Origin of the sequence: Micromonospora sp. NPDC049366 (assembly GCF_044466625.1) — a bacterium.
GTDB lineage: Bacteria > Actinomycetota > Actinomycetes > Mycobacteriales > Micromonosporaceae > Micromonospora.
The window spans coordinates 276,734-300,650 of sequence record NZ_JBITMV010000006.1; the positions used below are offsets into that span (position 1 = coordinate 276,734).

The following is a 23,917-nucleotide window of genomic DNA, read 5'->3' on the forward strand; positions in this document are numbered from 1 at the left end:
GGCGCTCAGCGCCGGCGGGCCCGGGTCCGCCGGGCCCTGCCGGTGCGGCGGATCCGGGGTGAGCCCGGCCCGCGCGGCGGCAGCCGCCGGACGCGCGACCGTTCCGGCATGACGCCGGTCAGCACGATGAACCCACCGATCACCGCGAACCCGAGCCCGAAGGGAATCCCGCCCCAGGCGTTGAGGACGAAGACCGAGTCGTCGGTGTTCCCGTTCTCGGCCACGAACTCGTCGGGTCGCTCCGGGTCGACCCACAGGGTCATCGTGGGCGGCGGCTCCTCGGTGCAGCCGCCGGCAGAGCCGCACAGGATCCGCTTCGAGTACGCCACGCCGGCGTGGTCGTACCAGACCCGGACGGTGTCGGTGCCGCCGCCGCGGCCGACGGTGTCCTCCCGCCGGCCCACGACCGCCTGGACGCGCACCCCCTCCGCCCGCAGCCGCTCCGCCTTGCTGTGCAGGTGCCACTTGTAGCCGGCGATGGCGGTCGCGTACGACAGGCCGGCGAGCAGCACGACCAGACCGAGCGCGGTCGGGCCCCAGCGGACGCCCCGCAACCGGGAGCGCAGCGCCCCCGGTGTCGGGTCGACATCAGCCAACCGCGAGCCACACGGCCAGCGCGAGGAGCACCGCGGCGGCGACAGCGGCGCCGACGAGCATCGGCAACCGCCCGGCTGTGCCGGCGGGCGCCTCCGCCGCCTCGGGTGTGTGGACGAACGCACGGAACGCCTCGGTGTTGCCGCTCGGGTCGGTGTAGTTCTCAGACATGCCGGTGACCCTAGCGAAACCTGTCCAGCCGGGGCGGACGGTGTGACGACGATCCACGGGTCGGACCGGCCGACGGACGCGTTCCGGCCGGGACGGTGAACTACCCGAACCGGACGGTGGGGCCGGCGCCGGCGGATGGTCACCTACCGTGGAACGATGGGGGCGAAGCGGCTGGTGGCCGTGCTGGTGACGGCGCTGCTCGCCGGCTGTGCCCCGGCCACGGCGGCCACCGGGGGGCAGGCTCCGCCGCGCCACGCGCCTGAGGGAACGTACGCCGTCGGCGTGCGTACGTTCACCCTGGACCCGACCTCGGCGCGGCCACTCCCGGTGACCGTGTGGTATCCGACGCGGGACGGTGCGGTGGCCCCCGGCCGGTTCCCGGTGGTGATCTACAGTCACGGGCTGGACAGCCTTCCGGAGCTGCACGCCGGGTTGACCACCCGGTGGGCGGCCGCGGGCTTCGTCGTGGCCGCGCCGGCCTATCCGCACACCCGCCGCGGGGCGGCCCGGTTCACCCGGGCGGACGTACGCCACCAGCCGGCCGACGGTTGGCGGCTCATCCGGCACCTGGTCGGGTTGGACACGCGCCCCGGCGACCCGCTCAGCGGACACCTCGACGTGACCCGGTTCGGCGCCGCCGGACACTCGGCGGGCGGCTTCACCACCGCCGGGATGTTCACCTCCGGGCACTCGCCACGGCTGCGCGCCGGTGTGATCATCGCCGGTGGCGGGCTCGCCGGCAGCTTCGCCGGGCCGGCCGCCCCGCTGCTCTTCGTCCACGGCACCGCCGACCCGATCGTGCCGGTGACCGTCGGCCGCGCCGCGTACGCCCGCACGCCCGGTCCGGCCGCGTTCCTCAGCCTGCTCGGCCAGGGGCACGGCGAGTACCTGACCCCGGGGCGGCCCGGCTTCGCCCAGGTCCTCGCCACCACCCTGGACTTCCTCCGCTGGACCCTCTACGGCGACCCGGACGCCGCCCGCCGCCTGCCGACCGACGCGACCTCCCCCACCCCCGGCCTCACCCACTACACCGCCCGCCAATCCCCCTGAACCCCACCCACCCACCCACCCCCGCCCCGCCCCGCCCCGCCCCGCCCCGCCCCCGTCGATCATGCAGTTGTGGTGCCTCGCGAAGCGGGCAGGAGAGGGCAATGCCGGCACCACAAGTGCATGATCGACGAGGTGGGTGATCTCGGGGCACGGGGCGGGAGGGCGAGTGGGGGCTGTGCGGGAGGGCGAGTGGGGGCTGCGCGGGAGGGCGAATGAGGGGTTGGGGTTGGGGCTGGGGCTGGGGTTGAGGGGGTTGGCGGGGCGGCAGGTGGCGGGTATCGGCGAGGTGGTCGCTGTCGCCGCCGCGGCCGGCATACCTGTCTGGCTGCGCGGCGGCTGGGCGATGGACTTCCACCTCGGCGAGGTGACCCGGCGGCACGTCGACGTCGACTGGTACTGCTGGCGGGCCGACGCGGCACGCCTCGCCGCCCTGCTCGCCGACCGGGGTTGGCGGCCAGACCCGCGGATGCCGGTGGAGACCCAACTCGACGTGCTCCGCGACGACGTCGAGATGAGCTTCGCCTACCTCGGTCGAGACGCGGCCGGCCGGGTGACGGTCGGCGGCGGCGCGTGGGAGGGGACGCCGCTGCCGGTGGGCCTGCTGGACGGCCCGGCTGGCCGGATCGGCGCACTCGTCGCGCCGATGATCACGGTCGGCGCGCAGATCGAGTTCAAGGAGATGTACCCGGTCTGGATGCCGGACCGCCCCCGCCGTCAGAAGGACGCGGACGACCTCGCGCGGCTACGCACGTCCCTCGCCACCCCGGCCCCTTCCGCCACCGACCCGCCTTGATCCACACAACTTCCGGGAAGTTGTCGTATCCCGGACGGGTGGAGGGAACAACTCCGGGGCTGTTGTTCCATCGGCCAGGGCGGGACGCGGCCGGCGCGGGGGCGCCGGAGTCGGCCGGGGCGGGGCACGGCCCGGTCCGGGCGGGGTACCGGTCGGTTCGGCGTCCGACGCGGGGGCGAGGACGGGCACAATCGGATTCATGTCCCGTCGCCGCACCCGCGCCCTGTTCGCCGCCGCGCTCACGGCCGGCCTGGTGGGCTGCTCGGCCCCCGCCCCGCTGGCCGAGCCGCGGAACGCCCCGTCCCCCACGGCGAGCGCCACACCGACTCCGCAGGTGCCCGCCGGCACGGCGCCGGCGGAGAGCTTCGCGGTCGGCGTACGACAGCTGAAGCTGAACCGCGACGGCGACCGCCCGCTGCCGGTGACCGTCTGGTACCCGGCGACCGGGTCGGCCGGCGGCGCGGCGAAGCGTTCGGCGGACGCGGCGGAGGGTCGGTTCCCGGTGGTGATGTTCAGCCACGGCCTGGGCGGCCGGCCGGACGACTACGCGAGGCTGCTCACCCGCTGGGCGGCGGCCGGTTTCGTGGTGGCCGCGCCGACGTTCCCGCACACCTCCCGGGGTGTGAAGGTCAACGTGCTGGACGTGCTCAACCAGCCGGCCGACGTGTCGTACGCGTTGACCCAGGTGCTCGCGCTCGACGGGAAGGCCGGTGACCCGTTGCGCGGCCACCTGGCCGTCGACCGGGTGGCCGCCGCCGGGCACTCGGCCGGCGGGGTGACCACCATCGGCCTGTTCACGGCGGGCCGGGACGAGCGGCTGGACGCGGGCGTGGTGTTCGCCGGCACGGCCTTGGGCGTGGGCACCGCCTTCGCGGGCGCGGCGGCCCCGCAACTGTTCGTGCACGGCGAGCTCGACGAGGTGGTGGAGTACGCGGCGGGCAAGGCGGCGTACGACGCGGTGCCCTGGCCGAAGGCGATGCTCAGCCTGACGAAGGGCGACCACGGCCGGGCGCTGCTGAGCGACGGCGCTGCCCTGCGGCTGGTCTCCGACACGACGGTGGAGTTCCTGCGCTGGTCGCTCTACGGGGACGCGGCCGCCAAGGGCCGCATCCCCACCGACGCGGCCCGCGACGGGCTGGCCACGCTCGACAACCACCTCTGAGCGGGCGGACGGCCGAGGCGGCCAAGACCGCGCCGGCGGCCGGCCGGCACCGGGCACCGCCGACCCACGGGCGGCTCAGCGCTCAGGCCGTGTGGTCCACCACGATCTTGCCGAAGATCTCCCCGCCGTGCAGGCGGGCGAACGCCTCCTCGACCTTGCTGAACGGCACCACGCTGTCCACCACCGGGCGCACCTGCCGGTCGGCGCAGAACGCGAGCAGGTCGTAGAGCTCGCCGGGGGTGCCCATCGAGGTGCCGAGGATCTCCAACTGCATGGCGAAGACGCGGCGCAGGTTGATCGTCGGCTGGTGACCGGCGGTCGCGCCGGAGACGACGATCCGGGCCATCGGCGCGGCCGACTTCAGTGAGTGGTCGAAGGTGGCCGCCCCGACCGTCTCGACCACCACGTCCACCCGCTCCGGCAGTCGGGCGCCCGGCTCGACGGCCGTCGCGCCCAGGGCGGCGATCCGGTCCCGCTTGGCGGCGTCGCGACTGGTCGCGTACACCCGCTTGCCCATGGCCACGGCGAGCGCGACGGCCGCCGTCGCCACACCGCCGCCGGCGCCCTGCACCAGCACGGCGTCGGCGTCCTCGACGCGGCCCTTGGTGGTGAGCATCCGCCAGGCCGTCAGCCAGGCGGTGGGCAGGCAGGCGGCGTCGGTCAGCGACAGCCCGTCGGGCAGCGGCAGCAGGTTGGCCCGCGGTACGGCGACCCGCTCGGCCAGCGTGCCGGGGAAGTGCTCGGAGAGGATGGAGACGCCGCGCGGGTCGCCCGCGGTGGGGACGACCGGGTAGACGACCACCTCGTTGCCGTCCGGGTCGAGGCCGGCGGCGTCGCAGCCCAGGATCATCGGCAGCTGCGCCTCGGTGAGCCCGACGCCGCGCAGCGACCACAGGTCGTGGTGGTTGAGCGAGCTCGCCCGGACCTCCACGGTCACCCAGTCGTCATGGGGGTGGACCGGCTCGGGCCGTTCCCCGACGCCGAGCGCGGCGAGAGGGTCGGCGTTGTCGAGGCGGGAGGCGAAGGCGGCACGCATGGTCGGACCGTAACAAGCTGAGCGTCCGTTAAGAAGGCCCCTTCCTGTGCGGAAGGCGACAGGGAGGGGCCTTCCCGGAGTCAGGCTCGGGCGACGCCGTCGCGGCGGGCCGCCTCGGCGACGGCCTCCGCCACCGCGGGCGCGACCCGCGGGTCCAGCGGCGACGGGACGATCGCCTCGGCGGTCAGCGACTCGGCGACCACCCCGGCGATGGCGTCCGCGGCGGCCACCTTCATCAGATCGGTGATCCGGGTGGCCCGGGCGTCGAGCGCACCCCGGAACACGCCGGGGAAGGCGAGCACGTTGTTGATCTGGTTGGGGTAGTCGCTGCGGCCGGTGGCGACGACCGCGACGTGCCGGGCCGCCACCTCGGGGTGGACCTCGGGGGTCGGGTTGGCCAGCGCGAAGACGATCCCGCCCGGCGCCATCCCGGCGACCGCGTCCTCGGGGATCTGCCCGCCGGAGACGCCGACGAGCACGTCCGCGCCGCGCAGCGCCTCGGTGATGTCCCCGGTGCGACCGTCGGCGTTGGTCAGCTCGGCCAGCTCGGCCTTCGTGCCGGTCAGGTCGGTGCGGTGCCGGCCGAGGATGCCCTTGGAGTCGCAGACCGCCACCTGGTCGGGGTTCACCCCGCCGGCGACGAGCATCTTGGTGACCGCGACGCCGGCCGCGCCCGCGCCGCTCACGGCCACCCGCAGGTCGCCGAGCTTGCGGTTGAGCAGGGTCGCCGCGTTGCGCAGCGCGGCGAGGACCACGATCGCGGTGCCGTGCTGGTCGTCGTGGAAGACCGGGATGTCCAGCGCCTCGTCGAGCCGGCGCTCCACCTCGAAGCAGCGCGGCGCGCTGATGTCCTCCAGGTTGATCCCGCCGAACGACGGGGCCAGCGCTCGCACCGTCGCGACGATCTCGTCCACGTCCTGCGTGTCCAGGCACACCGGTACGGCGTCCACGCCGCCGAACTGCTTGAACAGGACCGCCTTGCCCTCCATCACCGGCATCGCCGCGCGCGGGCCGATGTTGCCGAGCCCGAGCACCGCCGAGCCGTCGGTCACGACCGCGACGGTGTGTGACACCCAGGTGTAGTCGGCCACCAGAGCCGGCTCGGCGGCGATGGCCTCGCACACCCGGGCAACCCCGGGGGTGTACGCGAGGGAGAGGTCGTCGCGACTGGTGAGCGGCACGGTCGAGGCGACGGCCATCTTGCCGCCGCGGTGCAGCCGGAAGACGGGATCGGCGGGGTCCACGGTGGACGAAGACATGTGGTGACTCCAGGATCTGTCGAGCAAGACGGGGCGACCGGCTCGAAACGCGAGGTGGGCGGCGAGCGGTGGCGCGTGATGCGGGGGGTCACCCGGGCACCCCCGAGCATAGTGTCGGCGGGGGGTCCCCGATGTGAGCAGGGTCATAAAGCCCTGGAGCGCACCCGTCCGGGCCGCGGCCAGTAACGCAGCACCACCCGGCCCCGCACGTCGGCCACGCCGTACGCCCGCGAGTCGTCGGTCACCAGGTCGTTGTCCCCGCGCAGCCACCAACCGCCGTCCTGCGGTCGTACCGCCCGTTTGACGACGAGCAGGTCGGGGCGGGTGCGGAAGACAGCCACCACCACGTCGCCGGACCGCACCGGCCGCCCGCCCCGCCGCACCAGCACCGCGTCGCCGTGCCGCAGCGTGGGTGCCATGGATGGACCGGTCACCAGGACGGCGGTCAGGGGCCGCCGCAGCCGGGCCGCCCCCGCCGGGTGACTGCCGACCATGGTTTCACCTCCACCCGGCTGGGGAGCCGGCCCAGGAGTAATGTCGTCTTGGATCATCGCAAACTTCCCATGGAGGATCCCGATGCGACTTCCGCGCATCTTTACGCCCCGTGTCACGGCCAGCGCCCACTGCGACCTGCCGTGCGGTGTGTACGACCCGGCGCAGGCCCGGATCGAGGCCGAGTCGGTCAAAATGATCTGCGAGAAGTACCAGGCGAACACCGACCCGGAGTTCCGCACGCGCGCGATCATCATCAAGGAGCAGCGCGCCGAGCTGGTCAAGCACCACCTGTGGGTGCTGTGGACGGATTACTTCAAGGCCGCCCACTTCGAGAAGTACCCGCAGCTGCACCAGCTCTTCAACGAGGCCACCAAGCTCGCCGGCGCCGGCGGCGTGAAGGGCAGCCTCGACCCGGCGACCGCCGACCAGCTGCTGCAGAAGATCGACGAGATCGCCAAGATCTTCTGGGAGACCAAGAAGGCGTGACCCTGAGGTCGCAGGCACCGACGATCCGGCCGGTACGTCCCGAGGACGTGCCGGCCGTCGTCGCGATGGTTCACGAGCTCGCGGCGTACGAACGCGCACCCGACGAGTGTCACCTCACCGAGGCGCAGCTGACCGGCGCCCTGTTCGGCCCGTCTCCCGCCCTGTACGGACACGTGGCGGTGGACGCCGACGACGAGCCGGTCGGCTTCGCGCTCTGGTTCCTCAACTTCTCCACCTGGGCCGGTGTGCACGGCATCTACCTGGAGGACCTCTACGTCCGGCCGGCGGCCCGGGGCACGGGCGCCGGTCGGTTGCTGCTGGCCACCCTCGCCGCGATCTGCGTCGAGCGGGGCTACCGCCGGCTGGAGTGGTGGATGATCGACTGGAATCCGGCGGCCGGTTTCTACGCCGCGATCGGCGCGCGGAAGCTCGACGAGTGGGTTCCCTACCGGCTCAGCGGGGCGGCGCTGGCGGAGCTGGCCCGCCAGGCCGAGCCCGCCCGCACCCGTCCGGCGGGCTGAGCGGGTAGAGTCCGCGACCGGGGGGATGAGTGGTGACTCAACTGACCGGCCGGCCGGCCGACGACGACATCGACGACATCGTGCACCTCACCGTGCCCGCCGACGGCGGTTACCTGAGCGTGCTCCGCACCGCCACCGCCGGTCTGGCGGCGCGGTTGCAGTTCGCGCTCGACGAGATCGAGGATCTGCGCATCGCGGTCGACGAGGCCTGCGCGATGCTGCTCGCCATCGCCACCCCGGCCGCCGAGCTGCAGTGCCGGTTCTCGGTGACCGAGGACGCCCTGACCGTCGAGGTCACGGTCCCGACGGTTCCCGGGGCGAAGCTTCCCGCCGAGTCGTCGTTCGCCTGGAAGGTGCTCACCGCGCTGACCACGTCGGCGGTGGCGAGCGCCGCCGACGGCCGGGCGTCGATCTCCCTGCTGACCCGCCGCTCCGCCGGTTACTGAGCCGGCTCAGGAGAAGCCCAGCGCCCGAGTGGTCTGTGGGCTGACCAGCAGGGCGCCGACGCCGACCCCGAGCGCCATCAGGGGGGCGCCCAGCCAGCCGAGGCCGCCCTGGATCATGTACCAGCCGATCGGCAGCAACATCAACTGAAGCACGATCGCGGGGGCGCGTCCGCCGGCCCGGCGCCGAGCCAGCGTCGAGCCGAGCGCCCACAGCGCGACGGCCGCCCCGACCGCGAACGCGGTCACCAGCAACGCCGAGGTGAGCCCGGTGGTGGTGTCGGCGGTCAGGTCGGCCCAGATCAGCCAGAGCGCGACGAGCCCGACGGCGACCGCCTCGCCGCGCAGCAGTCGGACCGCCCAGCGGAGCGTGACGGGGGTCGGGTCGGAGTCGATGGTCACGCGCGCCACGATACCCGGGCTGCCGGGAGGTACAGTGCCGCCCATGCGGGCCGTCCTGGTGGTCAATCCGAAGGCCACCACCACGAGCGAGCGCAGCCGGGACGTGCTGGTCCGGGCGCTGCGCAGCGAAGTCGACCTCTCCGTGCGGTATACCCGCCGTCGTGGGCACGCGACCGCGCTGGCCCGGGAGGCGGCCGAGGAGGGCGTCGACGTCGTCGTCACCCTGGGTGGCGACGGCACGGTGAACGAGGTCGTGAACGGCCTCATGACCGCCCAGCCGCCGACGGTGCCCGGCGCGCTGACCCCGGCCGAGCGGCTGCCCGCGCTGGCCACCGTTCCCGGGGGGTCGACGAACGTCTTCGCGCGGGCGCTGGGCCTACCCCGCGAGTGGCCCGACGGCACCAGCATGATCCTGGAGGCTCTGCGCCTGGGTCGCTACCGCACGATCGGGTTGGGCCGTGCGGACGACCGCTACTTCACTTTCTGCGCCGGCTTCGGTCTGGACGCCGCGGTGATCCACCGGGTGGAGCAGGCCCGCCGCAAGGGGCGGGTCTCCACTCCCGGGCTCTACCTGCGCGCGATCCTGGGTCAGTACTTCTTCGCCTCGGACCGGCGGCACCCGGCGATCAGCCTGGAGCGCCCCGGCGAGCCGGTGGAGGCCGAGCTGGCGACGGCCATCATCCAGAACACCGCGCCGTGGACGTACGTCGGCGACCGCGAGGTCAACCCGAACCCGATGGCCTCGTTCGACCTGGGGCTCGACGTGCTCGCCTTCCGTCAGCTCCGGGTGCCCAGCACGACACGGACGGTAACCCAGTTCCTGTCTCGGCGGCCCGATCCGCAGGGTCGCCAGGTGTTGCGACTTCATGACGTTGCGGAGTTCACACTGCTCTCCGCCCGTCCGCAGGCGTTCCAACTGGACGGCGACTATCTCGGCGAGCGGGAGAAAGTCAGATTCACCTCCGTTCCCGCCGCACTGAGAGTAATCTGCTAGGTCTCGGGTACTGCCCTAGGTCGACGCGACCCCTCGCAACCCCCACCGACGCGGGTCGCCACACCGAGGGCAGGTGCCGGAAATGTCAGCAATGTCACGCGGACTGTACTATATTGATCCTCGACTGTGGTACGCCGGGTAACCAGAGCGCTCTGGAACCGGGACAAAAGGGTTGTGGGCTTGCTCACCGTAAGGATTTTTTCCGAGCGCCACTCTTGACATCGCGTGAGTTCGTGAAAGTATTCACAAGCGAACTTGAGTTACCGGGACATTGCCTGGATATGCTCGGCAAGTTGAGCTGTTCCAGCAGGTCCCCGGGGCCAACAGCCTGCTCACGCAACGCCGAATAGTCGAACGCGAACCGTTACGACCGGCGTGCGGATGCATATAGGAAAAGCACCAAAGCACGATCTGCCACCCATCCAGAATGAGGAGTGTTGCCGCCATGGACTGGCGTCACCATGCTGTCTGCCGCGACGAGGACCCGGAGCTGTTCTTCCCGATCGGGACGTCCGGACCGGCTCTCCTGCAGGTCGAGCAGGCCAAGGCCGTCTGCCGGCGCTGCTCCGTGACCGACCAGTGCCTGCAGTGGGCGCTCGAGTCGGGTCAGGACGCGGGCGTCTGGGGCGGGATGAGCGAGGAGGAGCGGCGCGCCGTGAAGCGTCGCGGCGGCCTCCGGGTGCTGCGCGCTCACTCCGCCTGACCCACCGACACAGCGAAACGCCCCGCCGGGTTCAACCCGACGGGGCGTTCTGCTGTCCCGGTACGTGTCCGGCCGGTGCGCGCCCGTCGGCCGACGGCACCCGCTGGTCGGCCGGCGCGGCGTCCACCCGCCGCAACACCAGGTCCGCGACTTCCGGCGCGTCGGTGAGCGGCGCCGAGACGGCCACCGCCCCGGCGTCCCGCGCGGCCACCGCCACCGCGTCGTGGAAGAGACCGGGGGCGAGGAAGTACGCCGACACCGCCACCCGGCGGGCGCCCTCCGCGCGCAGCCGGGCCACCGCGGCGTCCACCGTCGGCGGAGACGCCGAGGCGTACGCCACCCGCACCGGCACACCCAGCCGGCTGCCGAGTGCCGCGGCGACCCGACCCACCGAACTCCGCGCCCGCGCGTCTCGCGTGCCCGCCGCCGCCAGCACCAGCGCGTCGAACCGCCCCGGCGCCGCTTCGGTCAGCCGTCGCCGCAGCCCGGCCAGCAGCGCCGGGTCCACCTCCTCCGCCACCGGCCCGAGCACGTCGGCGACCCGCACCGCCAGCGTGGGTACCGCCGAGCGCACCTCGGCGACGGCCGCCGGTATGTCCACCCGCCGGTGATACGCGGCGGTGAGCAGCAGCGGCACCAGCACCGCACTCCGGTGCCCGGCGACCCCGAGCGCCCGCAGCGCCTCGGCCGGACCGGGCTCGGTGTGATCGAGCCAACTCGCCGAGACCGGCAGGCCCGGCCGAGCCGCCGAGACGGCTCGGACCAGCGCGCGGGTGGCCGCGGCGGCCCGCGGATCACGGCTGCCGTGGGCGACCAGGACGACGGGCTCGGCGGACCGCCCGCCCGGCACCGGGCCGGGCAGCGGCCACCGGACCGGCCGGGTCAGGTGTGGAGCCCGCACTCGGTCTTCTCGAACATCGCCCACCGGCCCGCCCGCGGGTCCTCCCCCGCCGTGGTCCGCCGGGTGCACGGCCAGCACCCAATCGAGCCGTAGCCCTGCGCGAACAGCGCGTTCACCGGCACGTCCCACCGGGCCACGTACGCGTCCACGTCGGCCTGGCTCCACGCCGCGATCGGGTTGACCTTGACCTTTCCGCGCCGCGGGTCGAACCCCACCACCGGCGTGTTCGCCCGGGTCGGCGACTCGTCCCGACGCAGCCCGGCGGCCCACGCGTCGTACCCGGCGAGGGCCCGCTCCAGCGGCTCCACCTTGCGCAGCTGGCAGCACTCGTCCGGGGACCTGTTGAACAGCCGCGGCCCGTACTGGCCGTCCTGCTGGCCGACGGTCAGCCGGGGCCGGATCGACCGCACGTTCACCGGCAGTGTCCGGGCCACCTCGTCGCGGACCCGCAACGTCTCGGGGAAGTGCAGGCCGGTGTCGAGGAAGACCACGTCCACGCCGGGCGCCACCCGGGACACCAGGTGGGCCAGGACGGCGTCCGCCATCGAACTGGTCACGCAGAACCGGTCACCGAAGGTCTCCGCCGCCCAACGGGCGATCTCCAACGCCGGTGCGCCCTCCAGCTCACGGCCGGCCTCCTCGGCCAGCGCGCGCAGCTCCTGCGGGCTCCGACCCGACGCGTCCGCCGGTCGCGGCCCGCCCACTCCGACCAGGCCCAGGTCTGCCGCCGAGATCAGGCTCATCGGGTGACCGCCCGACTCAGCAGCCCGGTGAACTTCACCGTGAAGACACGGGCGCAGGCGTGGCATTCCCAGGCGCCGTGGCCCGCCTCGCTCGGCCGCAGGTCCTCCTCACCGCAGTACGGGCAGTACAGAGGTGCCGCACGGTTCTCGCTGCTCATCGCAGTTCCTCCTCGTCGACTCTGATCACCCACTGGGCGAACGCCTCGCCCTCGTGCCGGCCGGCCAGGTAGCGACGGGCCAGCCGTTCCACGTACGCCGGAAGCTCCTCCGCGGTGGTCTTCAGACCACGCAGCTTGCGGCCGAACCCGGCGGTCTGCCCGGCGGCCATGCCCAGGCCGCCGCCGAGGTGCACCTGGAAGCCCTCCACCTGGCGGCCGTCCGGGCCCACCACCAGCTGGCCCTTGAGGCCGATGTCGGCGACCTGCGTGCGGGCGCACGCGTTCGGGCAGCCGTTGATGTGGATGGAGATGTCCGCGTCGAAGTCGCGCAGCCGCTGCTCCAGCCGGGCCACCAGCTCCTCACCGCGGGCCTTCGTCTCGACGATGGCGAGCTTGCAGAACTCGATGCCGGTGCAGGCCATCGTGCCGCGCCGCCAGGCCGACGGCCGGGCCTCCAGCCCGATCTCGCGCAGCGCGCCGACCAGCGACTCGGTCCGCTCCGGCGCCACGTCCAGCACCAGCAGCTTCTGGTACGGGGTGAGCCGCACCCGCTCGCTGCCGTGCGCCTCGACCACGTCGGCCAGCTGGGCGAGTTGCCCACCGGAGATCCGGCCGACGACCGGGGCGGCGCCCACGTAGTGTCGCCCGTCGCGCTGCCGGTGCACGCCGATGTGGTCGATCGCCTTGTCGGGCAGCTCCGGGGCGGGACCGTCGAGCAGGGTCCGACCCAGGTACTCCTTCTCCAGCACCTCGCGGAAACGCTCCACGCCCCAGTCGGCGACGAGGAACTTCAGCCGGGCGCGGTGGCGCAGCCGGCGGTAGCCGTAGTCGCGGAAGACACCGACGACGCCCGCCCAGACGTCCGGCACCTCGGCCAGCGGCACCCAGACGCCCAGCCGCTGCGCCAGCATCGGGTTGGTGGACAGTCCACCGCCGACCCAGACGTCGAAGCCGGGACCGTGCTCGGGGTGGTCGACGCCGAGGAAGGCGATGTCGTTCGCCTCGTACGGGGTGTCGACCAACCAGGAGATCGACGACTTGAACTTGCGCGGCAGGTTCGCGTACTCGGGGTCGCCCACGTACCGGCGGACGATCTCGTCGATCGCCGGCGTCGGGTCGATCACCTCCGCCTCGGCCACCCCGGCGACCGGGCTGCCCAGCACGATCCGGGGGCAGTCACCGCACGCCTCGGTGGTCTGCAGCCCCACCGCCTCCAGCCGACGCCAGATCTCCGGCACGTCCTCGACGCGGACCCAGTGGAGCTGGATGTTCTGCCGGTCGGTGATGTCGGCGCTGTCCCGGGCGAACTCGCGGGAGATGTCGGCGATGGTCCGCAGCTGGGCCAGGGAGAGCTGGCCGCCGTCCACCCGGACCCGCAGCATGAAGTACTCGTCCTCCAGCTCGTGCGGCTCCAGCACGGCCGTACGCCCGCCGTCGATGCCCGCCTTGCGCTGGGTGTAGAGGCCCCACCAGCGGAACCGGCCGCGCAGGTCGGCCGGGTCGATGGAGGCGAAGCCCTGATGGGCGTAGATGTTCTCGATCCGGGCCCGCACGTTCAGCGGGTTGTCGTCCTTCTTGGTCCGCTCGTTCGGGTTGAGCGGCTCACGGTGGCCGAGCGCCCACTGCCCCTCGCCACGGGGGCGACGCGGCGCCCGGGCGGGGCGGGCCGTGGAATCGTCGGAACGGGCCGGGGTGCTGGTAAGCGCCATCGCGGCGTCCTCCGTTGTCTGGTGAGCCGGTGGAGAGCGCGTACGCGGCGGCTGCCCGTCGAGGCGGGCAGGACAACGGTGTCAGGAGGGCCGGCGCGGAACGCGCCCGAGGCAGAGTGGTCGGGCGTCGTCAGGAGGCCGGACAGATGGCGCTGCGCACGCGGCCGTAATCGACGTGGCGGCGGGCCACGAAGCGGCGCACGACGGCGGCGGTCATGTCGTCATGCTGCCACAGCCCGTACCGACCGGCCAACCAGAGCGTGCCGGATCCCACATGACGGGCCGGGCGGGGTTCCGCTGTGTGACGCTGCGATATGTGACGGTTTCTCCCGCCTCCGGGCCCGCCGGCGCACGGGCCGGACGGGCCGACGCACGGGCCGGACGGGCCCTCGCCTCGGCCGTGACCTGGGTGGCGCCGGCGCTGCTGACCCTCGTCATCACGACGGTCGGGCTGGACCGGGCCCAGCCCTGGCGGGACGAGTTGGCCACGTGGAGCGCGTCCACCCGCTCGGTGGGCGACCTGGTGCGGCTGGCCGGCACGATCGACGCGGCCACCGGGCCGTACTACCTGCTCATGCACGGCTGGCTGGCGCTGGCCGGCGACTCGGTGATCGCGCTGCGGCTGCCGTCGGTGCTGGCCATGACGGGGGCGGCGGCGCTGACCGCGGTGCTCGCACGGCGGCTCGTCGACGCCCGGGCCGGCCTGCTCGCCGGCCTGCTCTTCGCCGTGCTCCCCGGCACCTCCCGGTACGCCCAGGAGGCCCGCCCGTACGCGCTGGCCACGCTGCTGGCCGTGCTCGCCACGCTGCTGCTGGCCGAGGCGCTGCGCCGGCCCGGCTGGGGCCGTTGGGCGTGGTACGCCGCCGTCCTCGCCGCGCTCGGCCTGACCCACCTCATCGCGTTGACCCTGCTGGCCCCGCACGCGCTGGCGGTGCTCGCCGCCCACCGCCTCGGCCTCACCCCGACGACGGACGGCCCGGACCGGCGGCGCTGGCGGTGGGTGCCGGCCGTGCTGCCGGCGCTGATCCTGGTGGCGCCGCTCGTGGTGATCGGCCGGAGCCAGCGGGGCCGGCAGCTGAACTGGGTGCACCTCGTCCGCCCGGACGACCTGACCGCGTTGCCCGGCGGGCTGACCCAGAGCAGCGTGGTGGGCGGGGTGCTGGTCGGGGTGGCCCTGTTGGGGGCCGCCCGGCTCGGCTGGCGCGCCCTGCTGCCCGGTGGCGCGGTGCTGCTGCCGGTGCTGCTGCTCTTCGCCGCCGGCGCGGTCGTGCCGCTCTGGGTGCCGCGTTACCTGCTCTTCGTGGTGCCGTTCGCCTGCCTGCTGGCCGGCGCGGCACTGGCGACGGCGCCGCTGCCGGGCGCACTGGCCCTGGTGGCGGTCGCCGGCCTGCTCGGCCTGCCCGACCAGGCGGCGCTGCGGCGCACCCACGAGTGGCCGCGCAGCGCACCGATCGACTACCAGGGCGTGGCGCGGATCGTCGCGGCCGGGCAGCAACCCGGCGACGCGGTCGTGTACTCACCCCGACACAGCTGGCTCTTCCTCGACCTGGGCCTCGAATACCACCTGCGCGGCGAGCGCCCCCGGGACGCGCTGGAGGTCGAGGGCCAGGCCCGGCGCGGCGACCTCTGGGCCGCCGAGTGCGACCGGCCCGCCGAGTGCCTCGCCGGCGTACCCCGGGTCTGGCTCGTCGTCACCGGCCGGCACGTCGACCCGGTGGCCGCGGTGCCCGGCGCCAAGGGCGCGGCGCTGCGCGACGGCTTCACGGTCCAGCGGGTGTGGCAGCGGCCCGGCCTGACCGTCGCGCTGCTCAGCCGCTGAACGACTGCCGCTCCCGCACCACGGGTGTGCTGACCCGACCGACCGCCGCCCGGTCAGCGGCCCTCGGGGCCGCCCCGGTTCAGGGGCACGACCAGCACGGCCTCGGTGCCGCCGCCGGTGCCGTGACGCAGATCGATCGTGCCGCGCAACTCCCCGGTGACCAGTGCCCGGACGATCTGGAGCCCCAGATTGCCGCCCCGCTCGGCGTCGAAGTCCGGGGGCAGCCCGCGGCCGTTGTCGGTGACCGTGACGTGCAACTGCTTGCGGAACCGGTGCGCCGAGACGACCACCTCCGGCGCGGCCACCAGCGTCGCCGGGCCGCCGCCCGGCCCGCCCGCCGAAGCGCCCGAGCCAGCCGTGTCCGCCGAGCCCACCGCGACCGTCGTGGCGCCGGGACCGCCGTCGTCGGCGTCGGCCGGAGGGAAGCCGTGCTCGACGGCGTTGAGCAGCAACTCGTTGAGGACCATCACCAGCGAGGTGGCGATCTCCGCCGGCAGCACGCCGAAGCTGCCCGTCCGACGCATGCCGACGCTCACCTCGGTCGCGGCCACCTCGGTCGCCGCACTGGCCACCCGGTCGACGATCCCGTCGAACTCAACCGCCTCGTCGCTGGACATCGAGAGCGTCTCGTGGACCAGTGCGATCGAGGCGACGCGGCGTACCGACTCCTCCAAGGCGACCCGGGCCTCCGGCATCGAGACCCGACGGGCCTGCAACCGCAGCAGGGCGGCGACGGTCTGGAGGTTGTTCTTCACCCGGTGGTGGATCTCCCGGATGGTCGCGTCCTTGGTGATCAGGGCGCGGTCGCGGCGGCGCACCTCGGTGACGTCGCGGACCAGGACCAGCGCGCCGATCGGCACCCCGGCGGGCATCAGCGGCAACGCGCGGGTGAGCATGGTCGCTCCGCGGGCGTCGATCTCGCGGCGCGGTGGCGCGTCGCCGCGCAGCGCGGCCAGGATCGCGTTCGCCGCGTCGGTGCCCTCCAGTGGGTCGCCGGCGAGCCGGCGGTGCAGGGCCGCCAGATCCTCGCCCACCAGGTGGGAGGCGTAGCCCAGCCGCCGGTACGCCGACTGCGCGTTCGGGCTGGCGTAGGTGACCTTGCCGTTGGCGTCCAGCCGGACCAGACCGTCACCGACCCGGGGCGCGGTGGTCGTCTCGCCCGGGTGCCGAGGCGGCGGGAAGGTGCCGTCGGCGATCATCTGGGCCAGGTCGTCGGCCGTGGTCAGATAGTTGAGTTCGAGCTGGCTGGGCGTACGGGCGGTGGAGAGGTTGGTGTCGCGGCCGACCACGGCCACCACCTCACCGGCCTCCCCGTCGGCGGTGCGCAGCCGCACCGGGATCGCCTCGTGCCGGGCGGGCACGTCGCCGTACCAGACGGGGTCGCCCTCCCGCCAGATCCGTCCCTGCCGGTACGCCACCTCCAGGTGCGCCACCTCCGGCCCGCCGACGATCCGACCCACCTGGTCGTCCTGGTAGGCGGTCGGGGCGGTCGTGGGGCGCACCTGGGCCACGCAGAGGAACGTGCCCTCAGCGTCGACCGGCACCCACAGCAGCAGGTCGGCGAAGGACAGATCGGAGAGCAACTGCCAGTCTCCGGCGATCCGGTGCAGGTGATCGATGTCGCCCGGACGGAGATGGGTGTGCTCCTCGGCGAGGTCGCGCAGCGTGGACACGCTGACCAGCGTGCCACGCCGCGCCTCACCTCGTCGCGGTGACCTTCTTGAGCCCGCGCGGGGCGTCCGGGTCCTCGCCCCGGGCCAGCGCCAGCGCCAGCGCGAGCCGCTGGAGCGGAAGGATGTCCAGCAGCGGGGCGTACCGCTCGTCGACCTCGGGGACCGCGATCCGGGTCGCCCCCTCGACGTCGGCCGAGCCGACCACCACCACGTCGGCGCGGCGCTCACCGAGCCGGGGCAGCACCTCACCCATCGAGCGGCCACCCGGCCCGGAGCCGACGACCGCGAGCACCGGCACGTCCGGGTCGGTCATGGCGAGCGGACCGTGCAGCAGGTCCGCGCCGGAGAAGGCGAGCGCCGGCAGGTAGGAGGTCTCCATGAGCTTCAGCGCGGCCTCCCGGGCGGTCGGGTAGGCGTACCCCCGGCCGGTGGTGACCAGTTGGGCGGCGAAGCGGTAGCGCGGCGCGAGCTGGGCCGGGGTGGGGTCGGCGAGGGTCTGCGCGGCCAACTCGGGCAGCGCGGCGAGCGCCGCGCGCTCCTCGGCCGGCAGCACCCCGTCGCCGGCCCGTACGCCCTCGACGAGCATGAGCAGCGCCAGCAGCTCCGCCGTGTACGTCTTGGTGGCCGCGACGGCCCGCTCGTGGCCGGCGGCGATGTCGACGCTCAGCTCGGCCACGCCGGTCAGCGGCGAGTCCGGCGCGTTGGTGACCGCGACGGTCAGCGCGCCGGAGGCCCGAGCGCTCTTCAGGACCTCCGTGAGGTCGGGCGAGCCGCCGCTCTGGCTGACCCCCACGACCAGCGCGTCGGAGAGGTCAGGCCGGGCGTCGTAGAGGGTGACCACGCTCGGTGAGGCGAGCCCGGCGGGCAGCCCGAGCCGGATCTCGGTGAGGTACGCCCCGTAGAGCGCCGCGTGGTCCGAGGTGCCCCGGGCCGTGAAAACGACGTGGCGGGGCCGACGCTCGGCGATGGCGGCCGCCACCCGGGCGATCGCGTCGGCGTGCTCGGTGGAGAGCAACCGCTCGTAGCCGGCCGGCTGCTCGTCGATGTCAGCGGCCATCCCCGCCCCTGCACGCGTCACGGAAGCTCCTCCCACTGCGCGATTGCCGCGCGTTTGCTGCTCAGTCTTGCACTTTTGATCTGTCTAGAGCAATCGAACGAACAGTAGTGCGCAGTTGATCACCATAGCGGCCCTCCATCCCCTAGTCTGGCCCCGCTCGACCCGCCACCGGACCCGAGAGGACGACGTGCCCGAGGACGATCGCGCGCTCTCCGCGGCGGAGCAGCTGGCCCTGGCCCGGCTGGCGCTCGACGAGGGCGACCTGGACCACGCCGCCGGTCACGTCGCGGGCGCGCTGGCCCAGGCACCCACCCTGCCCGAGGTGCACGAGACGCTGGCCCGCCTCGCCGCGGCCGGCGGAGGCGGCGTCGACCTGTTCCCGCTGCACCACCACGCCTTCGTCGGTGCCGTGGTCGCCCGCGCCCACCTGCTCGCCGCCGCCGGCCGCCCGGCCGAAGGCCTGGACCTGCTCGTCGCGGCGACCGGTCACGCGCCGCAGACCGACTGGGCCGGGGTGCCCTGGGTCACCGCACCCGAACTGGCCGAACGGCTCACCCCGGAGCACGCCGCGCGCCTGCTCATGCAGGTCTGCGCGGCGGTGCCCGACCCGGTGCCGCGCGCCGGCCGGCCGGCGCTGGCCGCGTACCTCACCCTCGCCCGCAACACGATCACCGTCCACCCCGAGCACGGCCTGCTGCTGGGCGCGGCGTCCGCGCTGGCCCGACGCGTCGGCGAGGTCACGCTCGCCGTCCGCTGGGCCGCTCGGGGCGTACGCGCCGAACCGTCGAAGATGGGCGAGGTCTGGCTCGGGTACGCGTACCGCAGCGCCGGCCGGACCCGGGAGGCGCTCGCGGCCCTCGGTCGTGCTGTCGGGCACGACCCCGACGACCTCGCCGTGTACGCCGACATCGCCGGCACCCTGGCCGACACCGGCCGGCTCGACGAGGCGCTGGACTGGATCGACCGCGCGCTGGCCCGGGACCCGACCTTCGACTGCGCCGTGCACACCGGGCACCGGCTGCGCTACCAGCGCGACGGCGACGCCGCCCACCTGGTCGCGCTCGCCGACTTCGTCCGCGACCACCCGGACGACTCGCACGAACACGGCGACCTCGCCGAGAGCTGCCGGGGCCGACCCTGGCTCGGGCAGGTCACACCCGCCACCGGGCCGATCGTCGACGCGTTGCGCCGGGCGGTCACCGAGGGGCCCGGCGCAGCCGTACGCCTGACGACGCCGACGCCACCGAGCGCCCTGCGGGTGGTCGCGGCCGCCGCACCGGGTCTGCGGTTCGAGGTGGCGGAGCTCGTCGGACCGGATCCCCGCGAGCCGCGACGGACCGGAGCCAGCGCGCTCTGGCACTACGAGGGCGCGAGCGTGGCACCGGCGGTCCCGGCGCCGTCACCGGCGGCCGCCGACCGGGTTCGCCAGCTCGCGCACCCGGCTTGGCCCCACCCGCCGGCCGCCTACGACGCGGCGGTCGGGCTGGCCACCCTCGACCTGGCCGACCTGCTCGGCCTGCTCGTGCACCCGCCCGAACCGCCGGCCACCGCGGTCGGCCGGGTGCTCGGCGGTCACGACCCGACCCTCTGGGTGCGCTGCGTGCAGGTCTGGGCCTGCCTCGGCCTGCTGCACCACCGCACCGACGAGCCGTGGGACACCTCGACCCGGCGCACGGTCCTGCTGGACCTGGTCTGGGGCGTGGAGGACTGGATCACCGAGGCCGCGCTCTTCGCGCTGGTCACCGCCGCGTGGGTCGACCCGGCCGTACGCCCCGATGTGGCCGCCGTGGTGGCCGAGCGGCTCGCGGACGCCGGGACGACGGCGCGGGACCGGCCGGTGCCGATCGCCGCCTCGCTGGCCCACCTGGCCCTGGCCACCCCGGATCTGGATCACCGGACGGCGACGTTGGCCAGGGACCTCATCGGCGGCCCCACCATCCCCCACCCACGCCGAACCCGCCGGACCGGCCGGTCTCCCCTGGCCCGCCTAGCCCGCCTCTGGCAAGCCCTGACCCGCCGCCACCCCGCCTAACCCCACCCTCCCCTCCCCGGTTGATCACGAAGTTGTTGCCGCCACGCCGAGGCGGGTGGCGATAACTTCATGATCGACGCGACGGAGGGGCAGGGGACGGGGACGGGGGGCGGGGTTAGGCCACAGGGGCCTTGCTGAGGGCGGTTTCGGCCTGCTCTTCCGGGGTGGTGGTCTGCGCGGGGGATTCGTTGGCGGTGCGCAGCGGGATCTCCTTGATGAACCAGGCGAGCACCGGGACGGCCACGGTGAAGAGCACCGCCCACCAGAAGACGTGCGAGATGGCGTCGGCGAGGCCGCCGAGGACCAGCTCACGAGCCTGCTCCGGCAGCTCCCGCAGCTTGGCCAGGTCGAGGCCGGCGCCCGCCTCGCCGCCACCACCGCCGACGGCCGACCCGGCTGCCGAGTGGGCGAGCCGGTTGGCGAAGATCGCGCCGAACAGCGAGATGCCGAACGAACCGCCGATCGACCGGAAGAAGGTGGCCGCGCCGCTCGCCGCGCCGAGGTCCTTCTGCTCCACGCTGTTCTGCGCGATCAGCATGGAGGTCTGCATGAGGAAGCCCATGCCGACACCCAGCACGATCATGAAGAGCGAGGACTCCAGCTTGCTGGTGCCGACGTCCAGCATGGTCAGCAGAGCCATGCCGGCGGTCATCACGACGCCGCCGACGATCGGGTACGCCCGGTAGCGGCCGGTGCGGGTGATCGCCCGGCCGATGAGCAGCGAGACCACCAGCATGCCGAACATCAGCGGAAGAAGCAGCAGGCCGCTGTTGGTGGCCGAGGCGCCCTGCACGGTCTGCTGGTAGAGCGGCAGGAAGTTCATGGCGCCGAACATCGCGAAGCCGAGCAGGAAGCCGATCACCGAGATCAGCGCGAAGTTCCGGTTGGCGAAGAGGCGCAACGGCAGGATCGGCTCGGGGGCCCGTCGCTCGACGAAGCCGAACGCGACCAGCGCGACGACCGCCAGCGCGGCCAGGCCCAGGATCGGGCCGGAGGTCCAGTCGTACTGGTTGCCGCCCCAGGTGGTGATCAGCACGATCGCGGTGATGCCGACCGAGAGCAGCGCGGCACCGAGCCAGTCGATCCGGTGCTCGGTGCGGTACTTCGGCAGGTGCATGGTGGTGATCAGGACCGCGAGCGCGACGCCGCCGAGCGGCAGGTTGACGTAGAACGCCCAGCGCCAGGAGAGGTGGTCGGTGATGAAGCCGCCGACCAGCGGGCCGGCGACCATGGCGATGGCCATGATGCCGGCGATCATGCCCTGGTAGCGCCCCCGCTCCCGGGGCGGGACCAGGTCGCCGATGATCGCCATGACGCCGACCATGAGGCCACCGGCGCCGAGGCCCTGGACGGCCCGGAAGGCGATCAGCTGCACCATGCCGTCGGCCGGTCCGCCGAGGAAGCCGGAGCCGGACATGCCGCAGAGCGCCGAGCCGACGAGGAAGATCGCGACCGAGGTGAGGAAGACCGACTTACGTCCGTAGAGATCGCCGAGCTTGCCCCAGATCGGGGTGGAGACCGTGGTGCCGAGCACGTACGCGGTGACGACCCAGGTGAAGTGGTCGAGGCCGCCGAACTCGTTGACGATCCTCGGCAGCGCGGTGCTGACGATCATGTTGTCGAGCATCGCGAGCATCATCGCGATCATCAGGCCGAAGAGCACGACCCGGACGTTGGGTCGTGCGCCGGCTTGGGTTGCCTGAGTCATCGGTACGCTCCCCCCGGAGGCGGCGGCTCACTTACTTGCCGCCCGGCTAGTTACCTTACTAGCCGCACGGTAAGCTGATGGACGAACGATGGTCAAGCGAATTGGGTGGTACGCGTGAGGGAGAGCACCGGCGGCACGCGGGAGCGCATTCAGGCTGTCGCTCTGGAACTCTTCACCGAGCAGGGGTATGAGAAGACCTCGCTGCGAGAGATCGCCGAGCGGCTGAATGTGACGAAGGCCGCCCTCTACTACCACTTCAAGAGCAAGGACGAGATCGTCACCAGCTTCGTCAACGACCGGTTGGAGCGCATCGACGAGCTGGTCGCCTGGGCCGAGTCGCAGCCGCCCACCCGGGAGACGCGGCGGGAGCTCATCGCCCAGTACGCCGACACCATGTTCGCCGGCGACCACCCCTCGGTGATGCGCTTCTTCGAGCAGAACCAGACGGTGCTCAAGAGCCTCACGGCCGGGCAGCAGATGCGCGGCCGGATGATGCGCCTCGCCAGCGAGCTGTGCCGCGGCGACGACTCACCGGGCGCCCAACTGCGCGCCGCGCTCTCCCTGTTCGCCGTGCACAGCAGCTGGTTCGCCGTCCGGACGCCGCACATCACCGACGCGGACCGACGGAAGATCGCCCTGGAGGTGGCCGACGAGCTGCTCGCCCGAATCGGCCAGCCGACCGGCGACGGCGCGGCAGCGGGCCCCGAGCCCGACGGTCGCACGGTGCCGGGCTCCGGCCCGGCCGGCGACGGCGCGGCACCGGACGGGGCGGGCTCCGAGCCGGCGACGCGCGGCTGACCGGGCCGGCTCAGGCCTGAGCCAGCTCCAGCCGCAGGCCGAGCAGCCGCACGCCGGGCACCGGGGACCAGTCCTTCTCCGGCGTGCGGACGAAACCACGCCGCTGGTAGAGCCGTTGCGCGCTCTCGGCCATCCCGCCGCGTACGCAGATCACCACCGCCGAACAGCCCAGCTCCCCGGCCCGGGCGACGCAGGCGTCGACCAGCACCGCGCCGATGCCCCGCCCCTGGCCGGCCGGGTCGACGGCCAGCATCCGGAACTCCGCCTCACCCGGGGCGGACAGCTCGGCGAACCGGCTGCCGGGAAGCACGAAGGTGACCGAGCCCAGCACGGTGTCGGTGTCGTCGACGGCGACCAGCACCTCGCCGTGCGCCGCGCGGGTCGCCACGTCGATGAGCACCGCGCCGTAGCCGTGCTCACCCTTGAGCTGCCCGTCCGCCTCGTACGCCGCCACGGTCAGGCGGGCGATCGCGGGGAAGTCGGCGGGCGTCGCCGTCCGGACGTGGACGCCGGTCATGCGATCACCGCGATCAGGTCACCGTCCTGCACCACGTCGCCCTCGTTGACGGCGAGCTGCTGCACGACACCGTCGGACTCGGCGATGACCGGGATCTCCATCTTCATCGACTCGAGGATCACCAGCGTGTCGCCCTCGGACACCGTGTCGCCGGCCGACGCGACGACCTTCCAGACGTTCGCCACCATCTCGGCCCGGATCTCCTCGGCCATCTCACGGCCCTCCCTCTCACGATGCCTGCCGACGTATCCAATCATGTGGCACCGGCCGGCGGGTATGGAGCGGCTCGGCGGACGCGGGAAGGCGGCCCGGCCCGCCACGGCCGGTGCGGGCGGCACTAGCATCTGGCAGGTCGGACCCGGTCGCCCGGCCGCCCGGTGCGCGCATCGGCGTCGCGGCCGCGCGCAGCCGGATCAGCCATTACGAGGAGGTCACCATGGCGAAGAAGGCCCGGAAGAAGAAGGCCCGTAAGAAGAGCGGCGCGAACCACGGCAAGCGCCCCAACTCCTGACCTCGGCGGCGGGCACGCCCCGCCGACGATCAGTCACATTCCCGGCCGGCGGCCGGGACGCCGGGGGGGGGCGGGGGGGGGGGCCCCCGGGGCCCCCGGGGGGGGGGGGGCGCCCGGGGGGGGGGGGGGGGGCGGCCCCCCCCGCCCGGGCGGGGGCGGCCGCAACACCCCCCCCCGCGCGC

27 protein-coding genes are annotated in these 23,917 nt (G+C 73.7%); 12 read left to right on the forward strand and 15 right to left on the reverse strand.

The genetic code is table 11. From position 1 onward, the window contains the following. Positions 1 to 5: 5 nt before the first annotated feature. Together ACIBTV_RS11940 and ACIBTV_RS11945 are read right to left on the reverse strand one after the other, a co-directional pair. On the reverse strand, positions 6 to 596 hold the full coding sequence (locus ACIBTV_RS11940) for a hypothetical protein (protein ID WP_396703991.1): 591 nt from the start codon (positions 594 to 596) through the stop codon (positions 6 to 8). Then, positions 589 to 765: a hypothetical protein gene (locus ACIBTV_RS11945; protein ID WP_396703992.1), complete on the reverse strand. Its 177-nt coding sequence runs from the start codon at positions 763 to 765 to the stop codon at positions 589 to 591. The genes ACIBTV_RS11940 and ACIBTV_RS11945 overlap by 8 nt, the downstream gene beginning before the upstream one ends. 156 nt (positions 766 to 921) lie before the next feature. Between ACIBTV_RS11945 and ACIBTV_RS11950 the strand changes: the two genes are divergently transcribed. The 3 genes from ACIBTV_RS11950 to ACIBTV_RS11960 all read left to right on the forward strand — a co-directional run bounded on the left by ACIBTV_RS11950 (position 922) and on the right by ACIBTV_RS11960 (position 3,770). Beyond that, positions 922 to 1,815, forward strand: coding sequence for an alpha/beta hydrolase family protein (locus tag ACIBTV_RS11950; protein ID WP_396703993.1), 894 nt, complete (start codon positions 922 to 924; stop codon positions 1,813 to 1,815). Positions 1,816 to 1,981: 166 nt separating this feature from the next. Next, positions 1,982 to 2,608 (forward strand): nucleotidyltransferase domain-containing protein, encoded by a 627-nt coding sequence (locus ACIBTV_RS11955; protein WP_396703994.1) that lies wholly within the window; start codon positions 1,982 to 1,984, stop codon positions 2,606 to 2,608. Positions 2,609 to 2,807: 199 nt separating this feature from the next. Beyond that, on the forward strand, positions 2,808 to 3,770 hold the full coding sequence (locus ACIBTV_RS11960; RefSeq protein ID WP_396703995.1) for an alpha/beta hydrolase family protein: 963 nt from the start codon (positions 2,808 to 2,810) through the stop codon (positions 3,768 to 3,770). A gap of 82 nt (positions 3,771 to 3,852) precedes the next feature. Here the strand turns inward: ACIBTV_RS11960 and ACIBTV_RS11965 are convergent, their stop codons facing one another. The 3 genes from ACIBTV_RS11965 to ACIBTV_RS11975 form a co-directional block, all read right to left on the reverse strand. Beyond that, positions 3,853 to 4,806: a zinc-binding dehydrogenase gene (locus tag ACIBTV_RS11965; protein WP_396703996.1), complete on the reverse strand. Its 954-nt coding sequence runs from the start codon at positions 4,804 to 4,806 to the stop codon at positions 3,853 to 3,855. An 80-nt stretch (positions 4,807 to 4,886) separates the two neighbouring features. Continuing rightward, positions 4,887 to 6,065: an NADP-dependent malic enzyme gene (locus ACIBTV_RS11970; RefSeq protein WP_396703997.1), complete on the reverse strand. Its 1,179-nt coding sequence runs from the start codon at positions 6,063 to 6,065 to the stop codon at positions 4,887 to 4,889. Between the two features lie 143 nt (positions 6,066 to 6,208). Then, positions 6,209 to 6,559 (reverse strand): S24/S26 family peptidase, encoded by a 351-nt coding sequence (locus tag ACIBTV_RS11975; protein WP_396703998.1) that lies wholly within the window; start codon positions 6,557 to 6,559, stop codon positions 6,209 to 6,211. A gap of 82 nt (positions 6,560 to 6,641) precedes the next feature. On the opposite strand from ACIBTV_RS11975, the gene sodN reads away from it, so the two are divergent. From sodN to ACIBTV_RS11990, 3 genes are all read left to right on the forward strand, one after another. Next, positions 6,642 to 7,046, forward strand: coding sequence for a superoxide dismutase, Ni (sodN, locus tag ACIBTV_RS11980; RefSeq protein WP_396703999.1), 405 nt, complete (start codon positions 6,642 to 6,644; stop codon positions 7,044 to 7,046). Between the two features lie 65 nt (positions 7,047 to 7,111). Further along, positions 7,112 to 7,567 (forward strand): GNAT family N-acetyltransferase, encoded by a 456-nt coding sequence (locus ACIBTV_RS11985; protein ID WP_396704030.1) that lies wholly within the window; start codon positions 7,112 to 7,114, stop codon positions 7,565 to 7,567. 32 nt (positions 7,568 to 7,599) lie between these two features. Next, positions 7,600 to 8,013 carry an anti-sigma regulatory factor gene (locus tag ACIBTV_RS11990; protein WP_396704000.1) on the forward strand — a complete coding sequence of 138 codons (414 nt, stop codon included), beginning with the start codon at positions 7,600 to 7,602 and terminating at the stop codon, positions 8,011 to 8,013. 6 nt (positions 8,014 to 8,019) lie between these two features. Here the strand turns inward: ACIBTV_RS11990 and ACIBTV_RS11995 are convergent, their stop codons facing one another. After that, positions 8,020 to 8,457, reverse strand: a complete 438-nt coding sequence (locus tag ACIBTV_RS11995) for a hypothetical protein (protein ID WP_396704001.1) — start codon at positions 8,455 to 8,457, stop codon at positions 8,020 to 8,022. Between ACIBTV_RS11995 and ACIBTV_RS12000 the strand changes: the two genes are divergently transcribed. Further along, a complete protein-coding gene (locus ACIBTV_RS12000; RefSeq protein ID WP_396704002.1) occupies positions 8,456 to 9,406 on the forward strand; it encodes a diacylglycerol/lipid kinase family protein in 951 nt (316 codons plus the stop codon). The two genes, ACIBTV_RS11995 and ACIBTV_RS12000, sit on opposite strands and share 2 nt — an antisense overlap. A gap of 445 nt (positions 9,407 to 9,851) precedes the next feature. Beyond that, entirely contained in the window at positions 9,852 to 10,109 is a 258-nt protein-coding gene (locus ACIBTV_RS12005) for a WhiB family transcriptional regulator (RefSeq protein WP_007072794.1), read from the forward strand. A gap of 31 nt (positions 10,110 to 10,140) precedes the next feature. Here the strand turns inward: ACIBTV_RS12005 and ACIBTV_RS12010 are convergent, their stop codons facing one another. From ACIBTV_RS12010 to ACIBTV_RS12025, 4 genes are read right to left on the reverse strand one after another with little or no spacing between them, the layout of a single operon-like run. Further along, positions 10,141 to 10,971 carry a sirohydrochlorin chelatase gene (locus tag ACIBTV_RS12010; protein WP_396704031.1) on the reverse strand — a complete coding sequence of 277 codons (831 nt, stop codon included), beginning with the start codon at positions 10,969 to 10,971 and terminating at the stop codon, positions 10,141 to 10,143. 20 nt (positions 10,972 to 10,991) lie between these two features. Continuing rightward, the gene (locus ACIBTV_RS12015; protein ID WP_396704003.1) at positions 10,992 to 11,753 is read right to left on the reverse strand and encodes a phosphoadenylyl-sulfate reductase; all 762 of its coding nucleotides are present in this window, start codon (positions 11,751 to 11,753) and stop codon (positions 10,992 to 10,994) included. Beyond that, positions 11,750 to 11,911: a hypothetical protein gene (locus ACIBTV_RS12020; RefSeq protein WP_396704004.1), complete on the reverse strand. Its 162-nt coding sequence runs from the start codon at positions 11,909 to 11,911 to the stop codon at positions 11,750 to 11,752. Before ACIBTV_RS12020 ends, ACIBTV_RS12015 begins: the two co-directional genes overlap by 4 nt. Beyond that, on the reverse strand, positions 11,908 to 13,620 hold the full coding sequence (locus ACIBTV_RS12025) for a nitrite/sulfite reductase (protein WP_396704005.1): 1,713 nt from the start codon (positions 13,618 to 13,620) through the stop codon (positions 11,908 to 11,910). The genes ACIBTV_RS12020 and ACIBTV_RS12025 overlap by 4 nt, the downstream gene beginning before the upstream one ends. Positions 13,621 to 14,020: 400 nt before the next feature. Here ACIBTV_RS12025 and ACIBTV_RS12030 point away from each other — a divergent pair, with 400 nt between their 5' ends. Continuing rightward, positions 14,021 to 15,439: a glycosyltransferase family 39 protein gene (locus ACIBTV_RS12030; RefSeq protein ID WP_396704032.1), complete on the forward strand. Its 1,419-nt coding sequence runs from the start codon at positions 14,021 to 14,023 to the stop codon at positions 15,437 to 15,439. Between the two features lie 53 nt (positions 15,440 to 15,492). On the opposite strand, the gene ACIBTV_RS12035 is transcribed toward ACIBTV_RS12030, so the two are convergent. Together ACIBTV_RS12035 and ACIBTV_RS12040 are read right to left on the reverse strand one after the other, a co-directional pair. After that, the gene (locus ACIBTV_RS12035) at positions 15,493 to 17,112 is read right to left on the reverse strand and encodes a histidine kinase N-terminal domain-containing protein (RefSeq protein ID WP_396704006.1); all 1,620 of its coding nucleotides are present in this window, start codon (positions 17,110 to 17,112) and stop codon (positions 15,493 to 15,495) included. Between the two features lie 25 nt (positions 17,113 to 17,137). Continuing rightward, complete coding sequence (locus ACIBTV_RS12040; RefSeq protein ID WP_396704033.1) at positions 17,138 to 18,169, reverse strand: SIS domain-containing protein; 1,032 nt, start codon at positions 18,167 to 18,169, stop codon at positions 17,138 to 17,140. A 187-nt stretch (positions 18,170 to 18,356) separates the two neighbouring features. Between ACIBTV_RS12040 and ACIBTV_RS12045 the strand changes: the two genes are divergently transcribed. Further along, entirely contained in the window at positions 18,357 to 20,201 is a 1,845-nt protein-coding gene (locus tag ACIBTV_RS12045; RefSeq protein ID WP_396704007.1) for a tetratricopeptide repeat protein, read from the forward strand. Between the two features lie 115 nt (positions 20,202 to 20,316). On the opposite strand, the gene ACIBTV_RS12050 is transcribed toward ACIBTV_RS12045, so the two are convergent. Next, positions 20,317 to 21,909 (reverse strand): MDR family MFS transporter, encoded by a 1,593-nt coding sequence (locus ACIBTV_RS12050; RefSeq protein ID WP_396704008.1) that lies wholly within the window; start codon positions 21,907 to 21,909, stop codon positions 20,317 to 20,319. Positions 21,910 to 22,023: 114 nt separating this feature from the next. Between ACIBTV_RS12050 and ACIBTV_RS12055 the strand changes: the two genes are divergently transcribed. Beyond that, positions 22,024 to 22,707 (forward strand): TetR/AcrR family transcriptional regulator, encoded by a 684-nt coding sequence (locus tag ACIBTV_RS12055; protein ID WP_396704009.1) that lies wholly within the window; start codon positions 22,024 to 22,026, stop codon positions 22,705 to 22,707. Between the two features lie 10 nt (positions 22,708 to 22,717). Here the strand turns inward: ACIBTV_RS12055 and ACIBTV_RS12060 are convergent, their stop codons facing one another. Continuing rightward, positions 22,718 to 23,224 (reverse strand): GNAT family N-acetyltransferase, encoded by a 507-nt coding sequence (locus ACIBTV_RS12060; protein WP_396704010.1) that lies wholly within the window; start codon positions 23,222 to 23,224, stop codon positions 22,718 to 22,720. After that, on the reverse strand, positions 23,221 to 23,436 hold the full coding sequence (locus tag ACIBTV_RS12065) for a biotin/lipoyl-binding carrier protein (protein ID WP_091595373.1): 216 nt from the start codon (positions 23,434 to 23,436) through the stop codon (positions 23,221 to 23,223). Before ACIBTV_RS12065 ends, ACIBTV_RS12060 begins: the two co-directional genes overlap by 4 nt. Positions 23,437 to 23,660: 224 nt before the next feature. On the opposite strand from ACIBTV_RS12065, the gene ACIBTV_RS12070 reads away from it, so the two are divergent. Continuing rightward, positions 23,661 to 23,735: a 50S ribosomal protein bL37 gene (locus ACIBTV_RS12070; RefSeq protein ID WP_369700219.1), complete on the forward strand. Its 75-nt coding sequence runs from the start codon at positions 23,661 to 23,663 to the stop codon at positions 23,733 to 23,735. Positions 23,736 to 23,917 lie beyond the last annotated feature (182 nt).

Bases quoted from the DNA above. Each gene is read 5' to 3' on its own strand.
- ACIBTV_RS11945 (WP_396703992.1), bottom strand. From the start codon at position 765: ATGTCTGAGAACTACACCGACCCGAGCGGCAACACCGAGGCGTTCCGT.
- ACIBTV_RS11970 (WP_396703997.1), bottom strand. From the start codon at position 6,065: ATGTCTTCGTCCACCGTGGACCCCGCCGATCCCGTCTTCCGGCTGCAC.
- ACIBTV_RS11985 (WP_396704030.1), top strand. From the start codon at position 7,112: ATGGTTCACGAGCTCGCGGCGTACGAACGCGCACCCGACGAGTGTCAC.
- ACIBTV_RS11975 (WP_396703998.1), bottom strand. From the start codon at position 6,559: ATGGTCGGCAGTCACCCGGCGGGGGCGGCCCGGCTGCGGCGGCCCCTG.
- ACIBTV_RS11965 (WP_396703996.1), bottom strand. From the start codon at position 4,806: ATGCGTGCCGCCTTCGCCTCCCGCCTCGACAACGCCGACCCTCTCGCC.
- ACIBTV_RS11950 (WP_396703993.1), top strand. From the start codon at position 922: ATGGGGGCGAAGCGGCTGGTGGCCGTGCTGGTGACGGCGCTGCTCGCC.
- ACIBTV_RS12050 (WP_396704008.1), bottom strand. From the start codon at position 21,909: ATGACTCAGGCAACCCAAGCCGGCGCACGACCCAACGTCCGGGTCGTG.
- ACIBTV_RS12065 (WP_091595373.1), bottom strand. From the start codon at position 23,436: ATGGCCGAGGAGATCCGGGCCGAGATGGTGGCGAACGTCTGGAAGGTC.
- ACIBTV_RS12015 (WP_396704003.1), bottom strand. From the start codon at position 11,753: ATGAGCCTGATCTCGGCGGCAGACCTGGGCCTGGTCGGAGTGGGCGGG.
- ACIBTV_RS11995 (WP_396704001.1), bottom strand. From the start codon at position 8,457: ATGGGCGGCACTGTACCTCCCGGCAGCCCGGGTATCGTGGCGCGCGTG.
- ACIBTV_RS12060 (WP_396704010.1), bottom strand. From the start codon at position 23,224: ATGACCGGCGTCCACGTCCGGACGGCGACGCCCGCCGACTTCCCCGCG.
- ACIBTV_RS12040 (WP_396704033.1), bottom strand. From the start codon at position 18,169: ATGGCCGCTGACATCGACGAGCAGCCGGCCGGCTACGAGCGGTTGCTC.
- ACIBTV_RS12020 (WP_396704004.1), bottom strand. From the start codon at position 11,911: ATGAGCAGCGAGAACCGTGCGGCACCTCTGTACTGCCCGTACTGCGGT.
- ACIBTV_RS12005 (WP_007072794.1), top strand. From the start codon at position 9,852: ATGGACTGGCGTCACCATGCTGTCTGCCGCGACGAGGACCCGGAGCTG.
- ACIBTV_RS11960 (WP_396703995.1), top strand. From the start codon at position 2,808: ATGTCCCGTCGCCGCACCCGCGCCCTGTTCGCCGCCGCGCTCACGGCC.
- ACIBTV_RS12025 (WP_396704005.1), bottom strand. From the start codon at position 13,620: ATGGCGCTTACCAGCACCCCGGCCCGTTCCGACGATTCCACGGCCCGC.
- sodN (WP_396703999.1), top strand. From the start codon at position 6,642: ATGCGACTTCCGCGCATCTTTACGCCCCGTGTCACGGCCAGCGCCCAC.
- ACIBTV_RS12000 (WP_396704002.1), top strand. From the start codon at position 8,456: ATGCGGGCCGTCCTGGTGGTCAATCCGAAGGCCACCACCACGAGCGAG.